Raw genomic sequence first — 14,129 nt, 5'->3', positions numbered from 1 at the left:
GCAGTTGTCAGAACGTTTCCCACTGCGCATTATCATTTTCAACGTGACGCAACGTCATTTTTTCCGGCGCGGGCGTATGGCGTTTTTCAACTTTTTCATCTCGCAGGGTAAACTGGGCAACAAGCTGCTCAAGCTCGTCCGACTGAGATTCCAGTTTGCCTGCCGCCATGGCCGCTTCTTCCACCATCGCCGCGTTCTGCTGAGTCACCAGATCCATCTCGTTCACGGCCTGCGAAATCTGATTGATACCCGCACTTTGCTCGTCAGAGGCCGAACTGATTTCGCCCATAATCTGCGTCACCTCAGCAACCGAAGTCACGATGTCCTGCATGACGCCGCTCGCCTGGCTTACCTGGCGCGAACCTGTATCAATATTGTTAACGCTGGTATTAATCAGCTGATTAATCTCTTTCGCTGCATCGGCGCTGCGCTTGGCGAGGTTACGCACTTCTTCCGCAACTACCGCAAAGCCACGCCCCTGCTCTCCCGCTCGAGCGGCTTCAACCGCTGCGTTCAAGGCCAGAATGTTGGTCTGATTGGCGATACTGTCGATGACGCCGTTAATATCAGCAATCTGACGGGAGCTTTCGGTAATCTGCGCCATGATAGCTTCCAGGTTTACCATCACCTCACCGCCATTTTGGGCATTCATGCTTGCCCCTTCTGCCAGACTGCGCGCCGCATGTGCGTTATCCGCATTCTGGCGTACGGTGGTTTTAATTTGCTCCATGCTGGCAGCCGTCTCCTGAAGGGCCGCAGCCTGTTCTTCGGTACGGGAGGAAAGGTCGCTGTTGCCCTGAGCAATCTCCTGGGCGTTAGAATGGATATTCACTACCCCTTCACGGATACCGGTAATGGTGTTGGTCAGGGAGACACGCATCTTCTCAAGCTCCCTGAGCATTTTGCCAATTTCGTTATCAGCGCCAGTCTCTATGGCATGACTCAGATCGCCTGCCGCTACGCGCTGAAGCATCTCAACGGTAGTTTCCATCCGGCGCACCAGCGCAATACGCAACCAGTAGCGAACGGCTAACAATACGCAAATCGCGATGGCCATCATCACCACGCTGACCCAAATCATCATCTTGTAGCTGCTTTCAGCTACTGACACATATTCGTACCCCCGGTCAGATGAGATTTCTGAATACTTCTCAATTTTTTGACGCAGCTCGGTACGCAGTTCCATATCACCGTTCATCGAGCCCGGGTATCCTTCCGGTCGCTCAAGATAGCCGAGCTTGGTTTGGACGGTGTTATAAACCAGGTCAAATTTGGCGCGAAGCTCCTCAGCAGCCCTTGTCTCTGCCAGGCTGTTGAATTTCACCTGCGCGAAAGCATCCATCTCCTTGCGCGCCTCTTTCAGCAGGTTGTGGGTATGTTTGATCATCTCTGGCGACAGCGGTTTATGCAGCGACGTCTGAAGCATCATCCCGTTCGTATTCGCCACCACCGAGTTAATGTTATATGCGGCGTTAGTCATGTAGGCGTTGCTGTCATTAACGTCCACAACGCGTTTAAAATTTTTATTAATCGTCACCGAGTTATAAACGGAAAAAGCCGTAACGCCAAACAGCATGCAAGAGATCATGCCGATAATCAGGCTGATTACGGTATAGATTTTAAGTTTATTTAACATAGATCCTCATAAGCCGCACATAAATATGCGGCTAAAACTTTCAGAAATAAGATGGAAAGATAATGTTATTTATTAAATAAATTCATTTTTTGCATTGACTGAAATACCATCATGGATGCGTTCAGCGCAAATTCTGACATTTTAGAATCCATAATGAGCGAGGTCATCGTGCTATAGTCAGCGCCAATGGCCGTCTGAACCTTGGTTATGGTGTCGTTGATCATGACGTCGCCACTCATATCAAGCGCGTCCAGTTGCTGAAGGTTGGTCCCCAGTTCCGCCTGCGCCTTACCCAGACGATCGATGCCGCCGGAAACCGCTTCGCTGGCGGCGCTCAACGCAGCATTCAGCGCATCACGGTCGATGGGATCGCGAGAAAGTTCTTCTACCGCTTTATCAAGAACAGAGAATATATCCCCGAAAACATCGCTGCCCAGGTGGCCCGTCTGCATATCCGTACCATCGGCAACGGTTTGTCGACGAGCGGTATCACCGCCGACATAGTTACCCGCATCGTCAAACGGCGCCGTATCGCTTTTAAATCCGCCAAAAATATAGCGCCCGCTCCCGTCGCGATTATTCGCGAGATCCATCAGATTGCCGCGAATACCTTTAATCTCTGCACCCAGCGCCCGACGATCTTCATCAGAGTAGCTTTCCGTTTTCGCCGCTACGATTTTTTCGGTGAGGGTGGTGGTCAGCAAATTGCCCACACCGTTCAGGATATTATCTTCATGCTCAAGTGAACTCCGCACCGTTGAACGTACGTTGCTGTAAAGCTCAAGCTTCGCCAGTGCGTCCTGATAATTTACCGCATCGGTAGCGGACTTTGGATCATCCGAGGCTCGCAGCAACGATTTTCCAGCAGAGAGTTGAAGATAAATATTATTATTATCACTCACGCGCTTTGACATGCTCTCGGCGCTCTGTTTAAACATATACAGCGTACTTAATCGCATCGGATAGCTCCTTATTTAATCGAAAGCAGCGAATCAAACATGGTGGTTGCGGTCTGTAGAATTTGCGCATTGGCCTGGTAATATTGAATAAACATCTGCATATTGACGGTTTCTTCGTTCATATCCACACCTGAAAGCGCCTGCTTCGCATCATATTTAGTTTGCAGGTCGATCTCAGCCGAGGAAATGCCCGATTTTACCGCCCGCGCGTTAGAACCAATGGTCCCCACCAGGCTTGAATAAGCCTCCGTCAGCGTGCTGCCGCCAATCAGTTTCTCATTCTGGATCTTAAGCATCTCTTCCAGATTGAGATTATTTCCCACCCCGCCCCCGGAGGCATCCGCTGCGGCAAAATCCTGTGCGCTGTTGATCGCGCGGCCAATACCCTCCGCAGCCCCAGCCATAGGATTAAAGGAAAAACTGTCGCCGGCGCTTGCGGTCACACCGGAGAGATCAATCTCAATGCCGTCAAACTCAAGCGTGGCGGAACCGGCCGGCACCTGCTTCACCAGGCGTCCGTCCTCCCCCATTACGTTCCAGTTTGTTCCATCAAAGTCGATGCTGTAATTTTCAGATTTTACGTTGGTGTAGTCCGTCACGCTGATAGCGTCGAGCGTTCCCCCACCGGCATTGCCTGCATTTGCCACCGCCTTCATAGGTGGCAGAGAGAAAAGATCGCCCCCCGGCACACCCGCTGGCGTCTCACCCAAACGGTGCTGCTCGTTCATGCGGCTCGCCATCATAAAGGCGATCTGGTTTAGCTCGTTTTTAGCGAGCTCAAGATCTTCGCTGCGGAACTTAAACAACCCGGCCAGGCGGCCTTTGGTAATGCTCGCTTCGTTAACTGGCGTGGTAGTACCGTTGCTATCAACGTAAGAGACAACGATTCTGTCAGGATCGCTTTCAGACGCTGTGGCCTGTAGCTTGCTGGCGTTTTCGCCAAAGACAAGGGGGCGACCATCCTGAAGCGTTACGTCGACGCGGCCAGATACGCTATTCTCGGTTACATCTATACCGATCTGCTCACTCAGTTTTTCCAGTAATGCATCACGTTGATCCAGCAGGTCCGCAGGCGGCGTACCGTTCTGCGCCTGTACGCGTTCCAGCTGTTTATTCACTTCTGCCAGCTGGTCGCTGATGCTATTAATTTCTTTAACGCTGGTTTCGATATTGGTGTTGGTGCTCTTTTCCAGCGCGGTGAGGCGCTTGCCGCTGTCATTGAAGCGCTGGGTCAATACGCCGAGTGAGCTGAATACTGCGGAACGGGCCGGGCCGTCATCTGGGGTTGCGCTCAGCGTCGCCATCGACTTGAACAGGTTATTGATGGAGACAGAGACGTTGTCGGATTCATCGCCCAACATATTATCAATGTCGCTCAATTGCTCCATGCGGCCGTTAAGCGAGGCCCAGTTTGAGACGGAGCCGCGTAGCTGCTTGTTGGCAAAAGCATCGTAAGCGCGATCGACGCCAGTTACCGTCGCACCGTAGCCATAAAATCCGTTTCCCGTGGTCATGCCACCGAGCTCACCAATCACAAGGCTGCGGCGGCTATAGGTATCGCTCATGCCATTGGTCAGGTTGCTGCCTACCACACTAAGAGCGGATTGCGCTACGCTAAGGCCACTTTTCGCGAGACTAAAGAGGTTGTTCATAAGGCACCTGGATATTCCGTTATTTCCAGCCCGATATTCGGGCAGGGTCAAAATTATTGCTCTGCTTTATTCATCGGTGATTGCGAATTTATCTAAAAACTTTTTTAAAATATTTTCGCGAGGTCGTTTTTATAGGCTTCTACACCCTGCTTAATATCACCTTTTACTTTCTGAATAATGGTGATCAGTTTTTTCGCATAGGCAGGATCGGTTGCGTATCCCCCCGCCTGAAGCGCTTTGGCCGCCTGCTCCGGCGAACGGGAATGCGCAACGCCCGCATAGCGCGGGTTCTTAGTGAGTAGCTTCGTATAATCGGCGAGCGCATGTTCATAGGAATCGTAAACGCGAAACGAGGCCTTTATCTTTTGCTTTACGCCGTTGATGTATTCGGTGGTCATCACCTCTGTGGTCTTGCCTTGCCAGTCACCTCCGGCCTTAATGCCGAACAGGTTATGGCTGGGGCGGCCGTCAGCGGTGGGGATTTCACGCTGCCCCCATCCTGACTCCAGCGCCGCCTGCGCGAGGATCAGTTGCGGATGAACCCCGCTCTGCCTGGCAGCGATCTGTGCTGGACGCAGCAGACGAGAAATAAAGGATTGAGCCCCCTGCGCTACTTTGCCGAAGGAGACCGACGCAGACGGCGCCAGCGGCCCGGTGGCGGATCTGACGGAGGAGGAAAGTCCCGGCAAATTAAGCGGACCGCTGCCGGGCGTCGACACCGATGGGCTATCGATCTCCCCGCCTGACTGGCGCACAATCATATCCGCAAACCCAAGCTGTCCGCTCCCGGCAATATTTTGCGCCACCTGCTGGTCGTGCATCGCGGTAAACATATCGGTGGACTGGCTGTGCATGAGGTCATCTTTGATGGTGGCATCGCGCATGCTCTTCATCATCATCTGCACGAAGATCCCCTCCATCTGCTGCGCCGCCGCCCTGAGCGCCCCGGGTTCAGCGCGGCGTGCATCGCGCTTTAGCGCGTCGAGAGAGCGAACGTCAAAGGCTGGCTTATCCAGACGATCGAAAGCATTCATCACTCCACCTCCAGCTTCGCACGCAGGCAGCCTGCATTTTTCATTGACTGCAAAATGGACATCAGCTCATTTGGCGTCGCGCCAAGCGTATTGAGTGCCCTGATCACCGCGTTCAGATCCGTGCTGCTGCGCACGCTTTGCAGCGAGCCGCCGCGGTCGCGTACTGAGATATCGGTTTGTGGCACCACGACGGTCTGCCCTCCTCCGAGGGGAGTATCCGGCTGGCTCACAACATTATTCTGTGTAACCTCTACCGTCAGCGATCCATAAGCTACGGCACAGGCATCGAGGGAAACATGGCGGTTCATCACCACGGCGCCGGTACGAGAGTTAACAATGACCTTCGCATCCTGTATCCCCACCCGCAGCGGAATATCCTGGATATTGGCGAGGAAACGCACCCGGGAAGGACCATCCGGCGGTGCAAACAAACGTACAGTACGGGCATCTTCAGGGATTGCCGCCCCACCGCTATAGCGACGATTAATCTCGTCGCTGATCTGCTGCGCCAGCGAGAAATCTGACTCGTTAAGCTGTAGGCGCAGCGTGTTTTGCGTGGCGAAGTCATTTGGGACTTCGCGTTCAACCGTCGCCCCACCGCTAATGCGACCGCCGTTAAGCTGGTTAACCTGCACGCGACTGCCGCCAGCCTGCGCGCCAGCCCCGGAGATCAGCACATTGCCCTGCGCCATCGCGTAGATCTGGTTGTCCGCCCCTTTAAGTGGCGTCATCAGCAGCGTACCGCCACGCAGGCTCTTCGCATTCCCCAGAGAAGAGACCACGATGTCGATCTTATCCCCTGAGCGGGCGAACGGCGGCAGTTCGGCCGTCACCATCACCGCGGCAATATTTTTCAGCTGCATGTTGGTGCCCGCCGGTACGGTGATCCCAAGCTGGGACAACATATTATTGAGGCTCTGGCCCGTAAACGGCGCCTGCATCGTCTGGTCGCCCGTGCCATCAAGCCCCACCACCAGCCCGTAGCCCATTAGCGAGTTGGAGCGTACCCCCTGCACCGTGGCCAGATCGCGAATTCGCTCGGCCTGCGCCGGCGTGTACAGCATCGGAATGCTGAGCAGCAGGCCGAGAAATAACAGAATGGATTTTGTATTCATCGTCGTATCAAAAAGGAGAAAGGTTCAGGAACAGGCGTTGCAGCCAGCCCATCGTCTGCGCTTCGTTGATGTAGCCGTTGCCGACATACTCAATGCGCGCATCCGCCACCTGAGTTGAGGGCACGGTGTTGGCCCCGCTGATGGTGCGAGGGTTCACCACACCCGAGAAGCGTATAAACTCGGTCCCCTGGTTTATGGCTATCTGCTTCTCACCGACCACCTGTAAATTGCCGTTCGGCAGGAGTTTATTTACCGTCACCGTGATGGTGCCGGTAAAGGTGTTGCGCGCCGCCGCCCCGCCCTTGCCGGAGAAGTCGCTTTTGCCCTCCGCGTTAAAGTCAGCTTTGCCGTTACCCAGCCAGCTGTTCGAGCTGCCCGGCATGGCCAGTAATCCCATTCCGGCCGATCCATTACGGTTGGCACTGGCGGAGGAGCTCTTGCTGGCGCTAACGTTTTCCTGAAGCAGGATCGTCAACGTGTCGCCCACGCTGCGCGGCCTGCGGTCTTCAAACATCGGCTGATAGCCATAGTTCATGGCCTGTCCTGCCTGGAACAGCGAGCCGCCGGTTGTGACCGGTGCCATCGGTAATGGTTCTGCCGACGTTGGTCCGTCCACGAGCGGTTTTTGCAAAATATGCGCGCAGCCGCTTAGCAGCAGCACGCCCGCCAGCAGTGCAGGACGCGATAGCCCTGTTGGACTGTATGTAAAAAGTGTTTTCATTTACGTGTCGATAAACCATCTATCCGCCCGAGCCTGCGCCCGGAGCGGTAAGAGAGAGGAAATTAAAGCTGGGTAAGCCTCTGCAACATCTGATCGGATGCAGAAACGGCCTTACTGTTGATCTCGTAGGCGCGCTGGACCTGGATCATATTGACCAGCTCCTCAGCCACGTTGACGTTAGACGTCTCAATGTACTTCTGCTTGAGCGTACCCGCATCTTCAAGGCCCGGATTCAGTTCATTCGGTGCGCCGGAGGATTGCGTTTCACGATAGAGGTTGCCGCCAATGCTTTCGAGACCGGCATCGTTGACAAAGGTCGCCAGGGTCAACTGCCCCACCTGCTGCGGCTGAGCCTGACCCGGGAGCGTCACGCTGACGATACCATCAGGGCTTATCTGCATCTCTTTGGCGTCCTGCGGTACTACGACGCCCGGCAGAATGGGATGGCCTTCTGCGTTTACCAACTGACCGTTTTCATTTTTATCGAAATGTCCGTCACGGGTGTACGCGGTGCTGCCGTCGGGCAACTGCACCTGAAAGAAGCCTTTGCCTTCGATAGCGACATCGGTATCGTTGCCGGTCATGTTCAGGCCGCCCTGAGTATGCACGCGCTGGGTAGAGACCGGACGCACGCCGGTACCCAGCTGGAGGCCGCTTGGCAGCGTTGTCTGTTCGGAAGCCTGTGCACCGGGCTGGCGCATGGTTTGATAAAGCAAATCCTGGAACACCGCTCGCTGGCGCTTAAAGCCGTTGGTATTGACGTTCGCCAGGTTGTTTGAAATCACGTCCATATTGGTCTGCTGTGCTTCCAGACCGGTTTTTGCGATCCATAATGACCGAATCATCTGTACTCCTTGCGCGGGTTAGCCCACGCTTAATAGCTGGTTGGCCTTTTGCGCGTTTTCATCCGCGGTGCGGATCACCTTCATGTTCATCTCGAAGCTGCGTGCGGTGGCGATCATCTCCGTCATGGCCTTCACCGGGCTCACGTTACTTCCCTCAAGGGATTCAGGACTCAGACGCATGGCGTCATCCTGGGGCAACGCATTGCCCGCCGCCGGGCGAAACAGCCCATCGTCGCCGTGGATCAGGGTGCTCATGGGAGCATTAACCATTTTCAGTCTTCCGACCGGCACGACGGCCGTTGGCTCATCACCCGCGCCAAGTGCAGAGACGGTACCGTCCTCCGCAATGGTGATCTGCGAATGGGGAGGAACCACCAGCGGTGCGCCATCGCCCATCAGCGGCTTCCCGCCAACCTGCAATGCGCCGTCCCGATCGATCTCAATGCCGCCGTTACGGGTGTACCCTTCACTACCGTCTGGCAAGGCTACCGCCAGCCAGCCGTTCTGCGGAAGTGCAACATCGAGACTGCGTCCGGTGTGGGTAATCGGTCCCATGGTGTCGTCGTTATACGGCGTCGATTCCGCTACCAGCGCGCGAGTTTTCAGTGTCTGCCCCTCAACCGGCACAGCGCGAAACGCGGCCAGTTGAGCACGAAAGCCCGCCGTGGCGCTGTTAGCCATATTGTTCGACGTCACGGCCTGGCGGTTGAGCGCCGCGTTGGCAGCACTCAATGCGGTATATATTGCGCGATCCATCCGCCGCCCTTATCGCAGGTTAACCAGCGTCTGGAGTAGCTCAGACTGGGTTTTGATGGTTTGCGAATTCGACTGGTAGTTACGCTGGTAGACAATCATATTGACCATCTCCTGACCCAGATCGACGTTAGACTGCTCAAGCATATTCCCGTTAATCGTACCGAAGCTGCCGGAGCCGGAAGTACCAAGGAAAGGCTGGCCGGACTGCGGCGTTTCGCTCCAGACGTTATTACCTTCAGCCGCCAGCCCACCGCTGTTGGCGAAATCAGCCAGTACGATTTGTGCCACGGTCTGACGCTGACCGTTACTGTAGGTCGCGACCACTTCTCCGCTGTCGCCAATAACAAAGCTCTGATATTTACCCGGGGCCTGACCGTCGATGGTGTCAACTTTCACGAGGCTATCGGTGGCCCGGCGGGTCAAGCTGGAAAGATCCATGTCGATACTCAGCGGCGCGGAGCCATTAAACGCGGCCCCGTTAATGGTCATTTTGGTACTGGCCATCGCCGCCGTGTCCATATTGCCGTTGCTATCGAACTTTAAATCCAGGGAGGTCACATCAGGCGTGCCGGGCGCGGTTTCATCGCGCGCGTAAGCTTTCCACTCGCCTGCCGCGGTCTGCACGAAGTAGACCTTTACGGTGTGTTTATTGCCCAGCGTGTCGGTCGCCTCAATCTGGCTCTGGTAGTTGTAGGTTTTCGGATCGCTATAATCGAACGAGTCGGTGATGATGGTGGTGTCATCTGACTTCAGGTTACCCGTAAGGGATCCGGCGGTGGACGCCGCGGGGGGCATGTCTTCCGTCGGTATACGAATGGGTCCTACCGGTGCGCCAGGGGCGATTGTCGGCGGCGTACCGGTCGCCTGGTAGCCGGTCAGGTACAATCCATTGGTGCTGTTGATGATATTGCCGTTCTGATCCTGCTTAAACTGGCCGTTACGTCCGTAATAGACGGCGCCACCTTCGCTTACCATGCGGAAAAATCCTTTTCCCTGTAAGCCCATATCCAGCGAGCTATTGCCCGCCGTGAGGCCACCGTCGCCGAAGTTCTGGGTCACGCCCGCAACCTGAACCCCGAGACCCGTCGTTCCGGCGAAGATGTCGGCGAAGGCCACGGAGCCTGCTTTAAAACCTGCTGTCTGGGAGTTGGCGATATTGTTTCCAACCACGTCCAGCGCTTTGGCGGCTGCATTGAGGCCGCTAAGACCTTGTGAAAAGCTCATATTGAAGTTCCAGAGAGTAAATTATTCGCTATTTTTGGATAACAACCACGTCGCCCATGGTGATGGGGTCATGATTGAGCAGGTGCAGTACCGCGCCGTTGGCCGTCATCGTGACGCCAGACACCTGCTCCTGAATCAGGCCGGATATTTCCGGGTTATCGCCTTCCGGATTTTTCGCCTCAAAGGAGAGCGTGTATTCCCTGTCCTGAGGCGGCCCTGGCTCCGGCTGGAAGTTTTCCAGATCGTCGAGGGTGTAAGTCTTCACACCGGATTTCACGTCCTTCAGCTGCGCCGTATAGGCATTGCCTTCATCATCCGTCAGCGTGACGGTGACCGTTTCTGCATCGCCCGATAACAGGAAACTAAAGCTGTCTGATGGCTTCTCCTCCCCGTCCAGTGGCTGCGTGGCGTCACCAAAGGCGACTTTCGGATCGCCCTCGATCAGTACCCCACGGCCAACCCAGGAGGCGGCGCTCATACTGCCCAACTGCGCCATAAGCGCCTGAACGTTGCCGACAGATGCGTTGAGTTTTTCCACTCCCGCGGCGGTATTGAACTGTGCCAGCTGGGAGGTCAGCTGGTTGTTATCCATCGGGTTAGTCGGGTCCTGGTTTTGCATCTGTGCAACCAGCAGCTTCATAAACTGCTCGGAGAGGTCGGCTGCACTGCTGCCCGTGCCGTAGGTGCTGGTATTGCCGCTGGTGTCGTTTACCGTTGAAACTGTCATATCCTGCCTTACTGACCAAGGGTTAAGGTTTTCTGCATCAGGGCCCTGGCGGAGTTCATCACCTCCACATTTGCCTGATAACTGCGTGAGGCGGAAATGGTATTGACCATCTCATTGACCACGTTGACGTTAGGCATGCGTACATATCCCTGTTCGTCCGCCAGCGGATTACCGGGCTCATAGACCAGGCGATCGGGCGCTGTACTTTCCACTACGTCGCTGACTCTGACGCCGCCGATGCCCTGGCCGGCAGAGGTGTCCGCTTCAAACATGACCTGACGGGCGCGGTAAGGCTGTCCGTCCGGTCCGGCAACGCTGTCTGCGTTCGCCATATTGCTGGCACTCACGTTGAGACGTTTTGACTGCGCGGCCATCGCCGAGCCTGAAATATCAAATACGCTAAATAACGACATTTATTTACCCCTGACTGACTACCGTCATCATTTTCTTAATATCTGCACCGAGGAATGTCAGGCTCGATTGATATTTCATGGCGTTATCCGCGAAATTAACTCGCTCGCGGTCCATATCCACGGTGTTACCATCAGCACTTGGTTGATCCGGTACGCGATATAGCAACTGAGCATCATCAAAAGGCATTTTTTTACCCTGCATATGCTTGCTGGACGTTAAAGCCATTGTGACAGGCCCTGATGCAGGTTTATTCCCTAACGCATTTTTAAGTTGCTGAGAAAAATCAATATCTCGCGCCTGATAGCCTGGCGTATCGGCATTCGCAATATTCGATGCCAGGACTTCCTGCCGACGCGAGAGCAGACCTAACGCTTGCTGTTGGAAGCGAAACGCATCGTCAAGTTTATTCATCATGCACTCTGGCCTCTGCCTTGCTTTATATAAACCGCGATAGTGTAGACAGCGCTGATGAAATATCACACTGCAAAGACCTGACAGAAATAGGCGCTATTAGCGAAATTAAGATAGATATTTAAAACATGCGGCACTGATTCATGAAAACGGCAGCAGAAGTGTCATTATTTAACGCAATAAAAGCGTTTCTATCACGTATATAATTTAGTCAGAATAAGCATACCCGTTTACTTTACTGGTTTTACAATAAGGCAACAAGATGAAGCTTCCATTATTACGCGTAACGCTGGTAACGCTCCTTTTCGCGAGCCCGCTGTATGCCAGCGTGCCATCCGCGACAACGGCGAAACTTCGATTAGTGCAGAAACTGGAGGCGCTGGTTAAGCTCACGGAAAATCCAGGCAATATCGTTCGTACCGTTACGCTGCTGGCCTCGCCCGGACAGCTATCAGCGGTGTGCGAAAATCCTGACCTGAGCCTGGCCGGGCATGATGACCGCCTCACCGGCAAACGCACCGCAGTGGCGCGCTGCGGCATGCGTAAGTTCTATCTGCCGTTTAGCATTAGCGCCCAGGGAACCTTCTGGGTCGCCAGTCATAGTCTGAAGGGCGGGGAAATTGTGCAGCAGGGCGATATTACTCCCATGACCGGCAGCATAGACGATTTGCCCGTTGGGCTAATGTTTGAGGCGAGGGACATTGTCGGCCAACGCCTTTTGCGCCCCCTTTCCGCGGGCAAACCGGTGCTGCAAAACCAGCTGCGCCAGCAGTGGCGTCTTCGCGCCGGGCAGACGGTAGAACTGGTCATGTCGGGACCGGGTTTCTTTATCCGCAGCCAGGGCAAAGCGCTAAACAACGCTGCGGTTGACGATACGCTGCGCGTGAAAACCACGGGTGGACGTAACGTTACGGGAAAAGTGGGTCGTGACGGAGCCGTGACAATTTTTTTAGAACAATAATTTTAGTTTTTTCGTGTATTTCCGAAGACTAGTGTATAGGCAAGAGCAGTAACGATTACTGGCGAGGATAAACATGAGCATCGAAAGCACCCAACCCACCGCACCGATTGGCAATCTGGCTGGCGGACAGGAACTGCGTACACGCGGCACTACTCAGGAAAATAGTGTCGCGACGGGCGAAGCGCGCGGAAACAAAACCGAAGTGACCCTGAGCGCGCTGACAAAAAAAATTCAGACCGATGACAGCCGTGACGTGGATTATGCACGGGTGGATAAGATCCGTGCCGCAATGGCCTCCGGGGAACTCACTATCGAGCCAGAGAAAATTGCTCAGGCGCTGGTGCGACATATTTTTGAGTATTAATAACGGCAGGATTTTTTAACATTATGGATAAGCTGTACCCGATACTGACGCAAATGAAAACGTCCCTGGACGAGCTGGAAGCCATCATGATTGAAGAGGTCAATCAGCTCAGCCGCGTACAAATAAATCCCGTTTCGCTACAGGTATTATCGGATAATAAAAGCCAATTGCTTTCGTCGATTCAGTACTATGATGAAATGCGTCTCCAGCAGGAACAGCTTTCCGCCCTTCAGGCGCCCTATCACCATCACAGCAGGCTGTTCACCAGCTGGAAGCTGATCAGAGAACGGGTGCAAAGCACCAAAACGCTGAACGCGCAGGTCGAAACGCTTCTGCAAAACCATATGAAGAAGAATCAATATATGCAGAAGGTGGTAGACCGCGTGGGTCACGCCAACACGCTCTACGGCCCCGCCGGGGAATCCAGCCAGGCACCTGCGGGTCGTAAATACAATATCAGCATCTGATTCGCCTCTTGCTTACCCGTAACCGAGCTCGCCCATGGCGGGCTTTTTTTACGCGCTAACGTCATCTTGCAGAGGGATTGAGGCGGGACATGCTCCCGCCTTCAGGGGCGGGAGCGTCAGACAGTGTGGTATGCCTGGGCAGACGCGTTTGATTTAAGTAGAGCAGAAATGTTATTGCTGAGATGACCTAGCCGGACAGACATCCGCTGGCGCAGACGTTCGTCCTGGGCAAGAAGCTGCGCAAGCTGTGCGCGGGCGTCTTCAGCAAGCGGCGAGAGATTGAACTCACAGAGCGCCTGCATACCCCGGGCGTAGGCTGCAACCTCTTCGTTAAAGTACTCCCACGCCTCCTCGTCTGCTAACTGCTGTAGACGTTCGTTACTCTGCAACATCAGGGCGATTTGCCGCGTGAGTTTATCAGCCATGCTTCACCTGACGCGCCTGTGGGTCGATGGCTTTCCACGTCTCGGCCATATCCACCATCAGTGAGATAAGATGCGGGAGCATTTCCCCGGACTTATTAAGGTTCGCTTCCAGCAGAGAGCGCGAAATATACTCGTACAGTCGCTCCAGATCGGCGGCAATCTGTCCCCCAACCTCATGGTTAAGCCCGGCGCGCAGGCCATTATCAATAATGTTGATTGCACGGGAGATCATCTCACCCCGGCGAGCGATGTTTCCAGACTGGAAGTAGATCTCGGCGCGACGCATGGCATTGATTGCTCCGTCGTAGAGCAAAACGATGAGCTGGTGCGGGGTGGCGCCAGCAATCTGGCTGTCCAGAGAGACGGAGGAATAGGCGCTGTTGCCCGTTTTGGTGTACATCTTCGGTTCCTGCCGGGC

The 14,129-nt window shown here is 54.6% G+C and carries 17 protein-coding genes; 3 read left to right on the top strand and 14 right to left on the bottom strand.

Features of this window, described 5'->3' with window-relative positions; genetic code table 11:
* Positions 1 to 7: 7 nt before the first annotated feature.
* From SK58_RS07520 to flgB, 12 genes are all read right to left on the bottom strand, one after another.
* A complete protein-coding gene (locus SK58_RS07520; protein ID WP_032649212.1) occupies positions 8 to 1,636 on the bottom strand; it encodes a methyl-accepting chemotaxis protein in 1,629 nt (542 codons plus the stop codon).
* A gap of 65 nt (positions 1,637 to 1,701) precedes the next feature.
* A complete protein-coding gene (gene flgL / locus SK58_RS07515; RefSeq protein ID WP_017692833.1) occupies positions 1,702 to 2,595 on the bottom strand; it encodes a flagellar hook-associated protein FlgL in 894 nt (297 codons plus the stop codon).
* An 11-nt stretch (positions 2,596 to 2,606) separates the two neighbouring features.
* A complete protein-coding gene (gene flgK, locus SK58_RS07510; RefSeq protein ID WP_032649214.1) occupies positions 2,607 to 4,247 on the bottom strand; it encodes a flagellar hook-associated protein FlgK in 1,641 nt (546 codons plus the stop codon).
* Positions 4,248 to 4,351: 104 nt separating this feature from the next.
* On the bottom strand, positions 4,352 to 5,281 hold the full coding sequence (flgJ, locus tag SK58_RS07505; RefSeq protein ID WP_023295282.1) for a flagellar assembly peptidoglycan hydrolase FlgJ: 930 nt from the start codon (positions 5,279 to 5,281) through the stop codon (positions 4,352 to 4,354).
* Entirely contained in the window at positions 5,281 to 6,345 is a 1,065-nt protein-coding gene (locus SK58_RS07500) for a flagellar basal body P-ring protein FlgI (protein WP_045324746.1), read from the bottom strand. The genes flgJ and SK58_RS07500 overlap by 1 nt, the downstream gene beginning before the upstream one ends.
* Positions 6,346 to 6,403: 58 nt before the next feature.
* Positions 6,404 to 7,117, bottom strand: coding sequence for a flagellar basal body L-ring protein FlgH (locus SK58_RS07495; protein ID WP_015571594.1), 714 nt, complete (start codon positions 7,115 to 7,117; stop codon positions 6,404 to 6,406).
* A gap of 62 nt (positions 7,118 to 7,179) precedes the next feature.
* A complete protein-coding gene (gene flgG / locus SK58_RS07490) occupies positions 7,180 to 7,962 on the bottom strand; it encodes a flagellar basal-body rod protein FlgG (protein ID WP_015571595.1) in 783 nt (260 codons plus the stop codon).
* A gap of 18 nt (positions 7,963 to 7,980) precedes the next feature.
* Entirely contained in the window at positions 7,981 to 8,718 is a 738-nt protein-coding gene (locus SK58_RS07485) for a flagellar basal body rod protein FlgF (protein WP_015571596.1), read from the bottom strand.
* A gap of 9 nt (positions 8,719 to 8,727) precedes the next feature.
* The gene (flgE, locus tag SK58_RS07480) at positions 8,728 to 9,942 is read right to left on the bottom strand and encodes a flagellar hook protein FlgE (protein ID WP_015571597.1); all 1,215 of its coding nucleotides are present in this window, start codon (positions 9,940 to 9,942) and stop codon (positions 8,728 to 8,730) included.
* Positions 9,943 to 9,970: 28 nt separating this feature from the next.
* Positions 9,971 to 10,669, bottom strand: a complete 699-nt coding sequence (locus tag SK58_RS07475) for a flagellar hook assembly protein FlgD (protein WP_015571598.1) — start codon at positions 10,667 to 10,669, stop codon at positions 9,971 to 9,973.
* An 8-nt stretch (positions 10,670 to 10,677) separates the two neighbouring features.
* Positions 10,678 to 11,082, bottom strand: a complete 405-nt coding sequence (gene flgC / locus SK58_RS07470; RefSeq protein ID WP_015571599.1) for a flagellar basal body rod protein FlgC — start codon at positions 11,080 to 11,082, stop codon at positions 10,678 to 10,680.
* A 4-nt stretch (positions 11,083 to 11,086) separates the two neighbouring features.
* The gene (gene flgB / locus SK58_RS07465; protein WP_015571600.1) at positions 11,087 to 11,497 is read right to left on the bottom strand and encodes a flagellar basal body rod protein FlgB; all 411 of its coding nucleotides are present in this window, start codon (positions 11,495 to 11,497) and stop codon (positions 11,087 to 11,089) included.
* A 259-nt stretch (positions 11,498 to 11,756) separates the two neighbouring features.
* Here flgB and flgA point away from each other — a divergent pair, with 259 nt between their 5' ends.
* The 3 genes from flgA (at position 11,757) to SK58_RS07450 (ending at position 13,286) form a co-directional block, all read left to right on the top strand.
* The gene (gene flgA, locus SK58_RS07460) at positions 11,757 to 12,455 is read left to right on the top strand and encodes a flagellar basal body P-ring formation chaperone FlgA (RefSeq protein ID WP_015571601.1); all 699 of its coding nucleotides are present in this window, start codon (positions 11,757 to 11,759) and stop codon (positions 12,453 to 12,455) included.
* A 73-nt stretch (positions 12,456 to 12,528) separates the two neighbouring features.
* Complete coding sequence (flgM, locus tag SK58_RS07455; RefSeq protein WP_017692828.1) at positions 12,529 to 12,819, top strand: flagellar biosynthesis anti-sigma factor FlgM; 291 nt, start codon at positions 12,529 to 12,531, stop codon at positions 12,817 to 12,819.
* 23 nt (positions 12,820 to 12,842) lie between these two features.
* The gene (locus SK58_RS07450) at positions 12,843 to 13,286 is read left to right on the top strand and encodes a flagella synthesis protein FlgN (RefSeq protein WP_015571603.1); all 444 of its coding nucleotides are present in this window, start codon (positions 12,843 to 12,845) and stop codon (positions 13,284 to 13,286) included.
* A gap of 116 nt (positions 13,287 to 13,402) precedes the next feature.
* Here the strand turns inward: SK58_RS07450 and fliT are convergent, their stop codons facing one another.
* Complete coding sequence (gene fliT / locus SK58_RS07445) at positions 13,403 to 13,711, bottom strand: flagellar protein FliT (RefSeq protein ID WP_015571604.1); 309 nt, start codon at positions 13,709 to 13,711, stop codon at positions 13,403 to 13,405.
* Positions 13,704 to 14,111 carry a flagellar export chaperone FliS gene (fliS, locus tag SK58_RS07440; protein WP_017692827.1) on the bottom strand — a complete coding sequence of 136 codons (408 nt, stop codon included), beginning with the start codon at positions 14,109 to 14,111 and terminating at the stop codon, positions 13,704 to 13,706. The genes fliT and fliS overlap by 8 nt, the downstream gene beginning before the upstream one ends.
* Positions 14,112 to 14,129: the final 18 nt, after the last annotated feature.

This window comes from Enterobacter sp. BIDMC93, from assembly GCF_001037805.1.
In the GTDB taxonomy this organism is placed as follows: Bacteria; Pseudomonadota; Gammaproteobacteria; order Enterobacterales; family Enterobacteriaceae; genus Enterobacter; species Enterobacter hormaechei_C.
Note: the sequence above shows the minus strand (reverse complement) of the source record. Positions and strands in the feature narration are given on the sequence as shown.

Bases quoted from the DNA above. Each gene is read 5' to 3' on its own strand.
- SK58_RS07520 (WP_032649212.1), bottom strand. From the start codon at position 1,636: ATGTTAAATAAACTTAAAATCTATACCGTAATCAGCCTGATTATCGGC.
- flgL (WP_017692833.1), bottom strand. From the start codon at position 2,595: ATGCGATTAAGTACGCTGTATATGTTTAAACAGAGCGCCGAGAGCATG.
- flgK (WP_032649214.1), bottom strand. From the start codon at position 4,247: ATGAACAACCTCTTTAGTCTCGCGAAAAGTGGCCTTAGCGTAGCGCAA.
- flgJ (WP_023295282.1), bottom strand. From the start codon at position 5,281: ATGAATGCTTTCGATCGTCTGGATAAGCCAGCCTTTGACGTTCGCTCT.
- SK58_RS07500 (WP_045324746.1), bottom strand. From the start codon at position 6,345: ATGCTGTACACGCCGGCGCAGGCCGAGCGAATTCGCGATCTGGCCACG.
- SK58_RS07495 (WP_015571594.1), bottom strand. From the start codon at position 7,117: ATGAAAACACTTTTTACATACAGTCCAACAGGGCTATCGCGTCCTGCA.
- flgG (WP_015571595.1), bottom strand. From the start codon at position 7,962: ATGATTCGGTCATTATGGATCGCAAAAACCGGTCTGGAAGCACAGCAG.
- SK58_RS07485 (WP_015571596.1), bottom strand. From the start codon at position 8,718: ATGGATCGCGCAATATATACCGCATTGAGTGCTGCCAACGCGGCGCTC.
- flgE (WP_015571597.1), bottom strand. From the start codon at position 9,942: ATGAGCTTTTCACAAGGTCTTAGCGGCCTCAATGCAGCCGCCAAAGCG.
- SK58_RS07475 (WP_015571598.1), bottom strand. From the start codon at position 10,669: ATGACAGTTTCAACGGTAAACGACACCAGCGGCAATACCAGCACCTAC.
- flgC (WP_015571599.1), bottom strand. From the start codon at position 11,082: ATGTCGTTATTTAGCGTATTTGATATTTCAGGCTCGGCGATGGCCGCG.
- flgB (WP_015571600.1), bottom strand. From the start codon at position 11,497: ATGATGAATAAACTTGACGATGCGTTTCGCTTCCAACAGCAAGCGTTA.
- flgA (WP_015571601.1), top strand. From the start codon at position 11,757: ATGAAGCTTCCATTATTACGCGTAACGCTGGTAACGCTCCTTTTCGCG.
- flgM (WP_017692828.1), top strand. From the start codon at position 12,529: ATGAGCATCGAAAGCACCCAACCCACCGCACCGATTGGCAATCTGGCT.
- SK58_RS07450 (WP_015571603.1), top strand. From the start codon at position 12,843: ATGGATAAGCTGTACCCGATACTGACGCAAATGAAAACGTCCCTGGAC.
- fliT (WP_015571604.1), bottom strand. From the start codon at position 13,711: ATGGCTGATAAACTCACGCGGCAAATCGCCCTGATGTTGCAGAGTAAC.
- fliS (WP_017692827.1), bottom strand. From the start codon at position 14,111: ATGTACACCAAAACGGGCAACAGCGCCTATTCCTCCGTCTCTCTGGAC.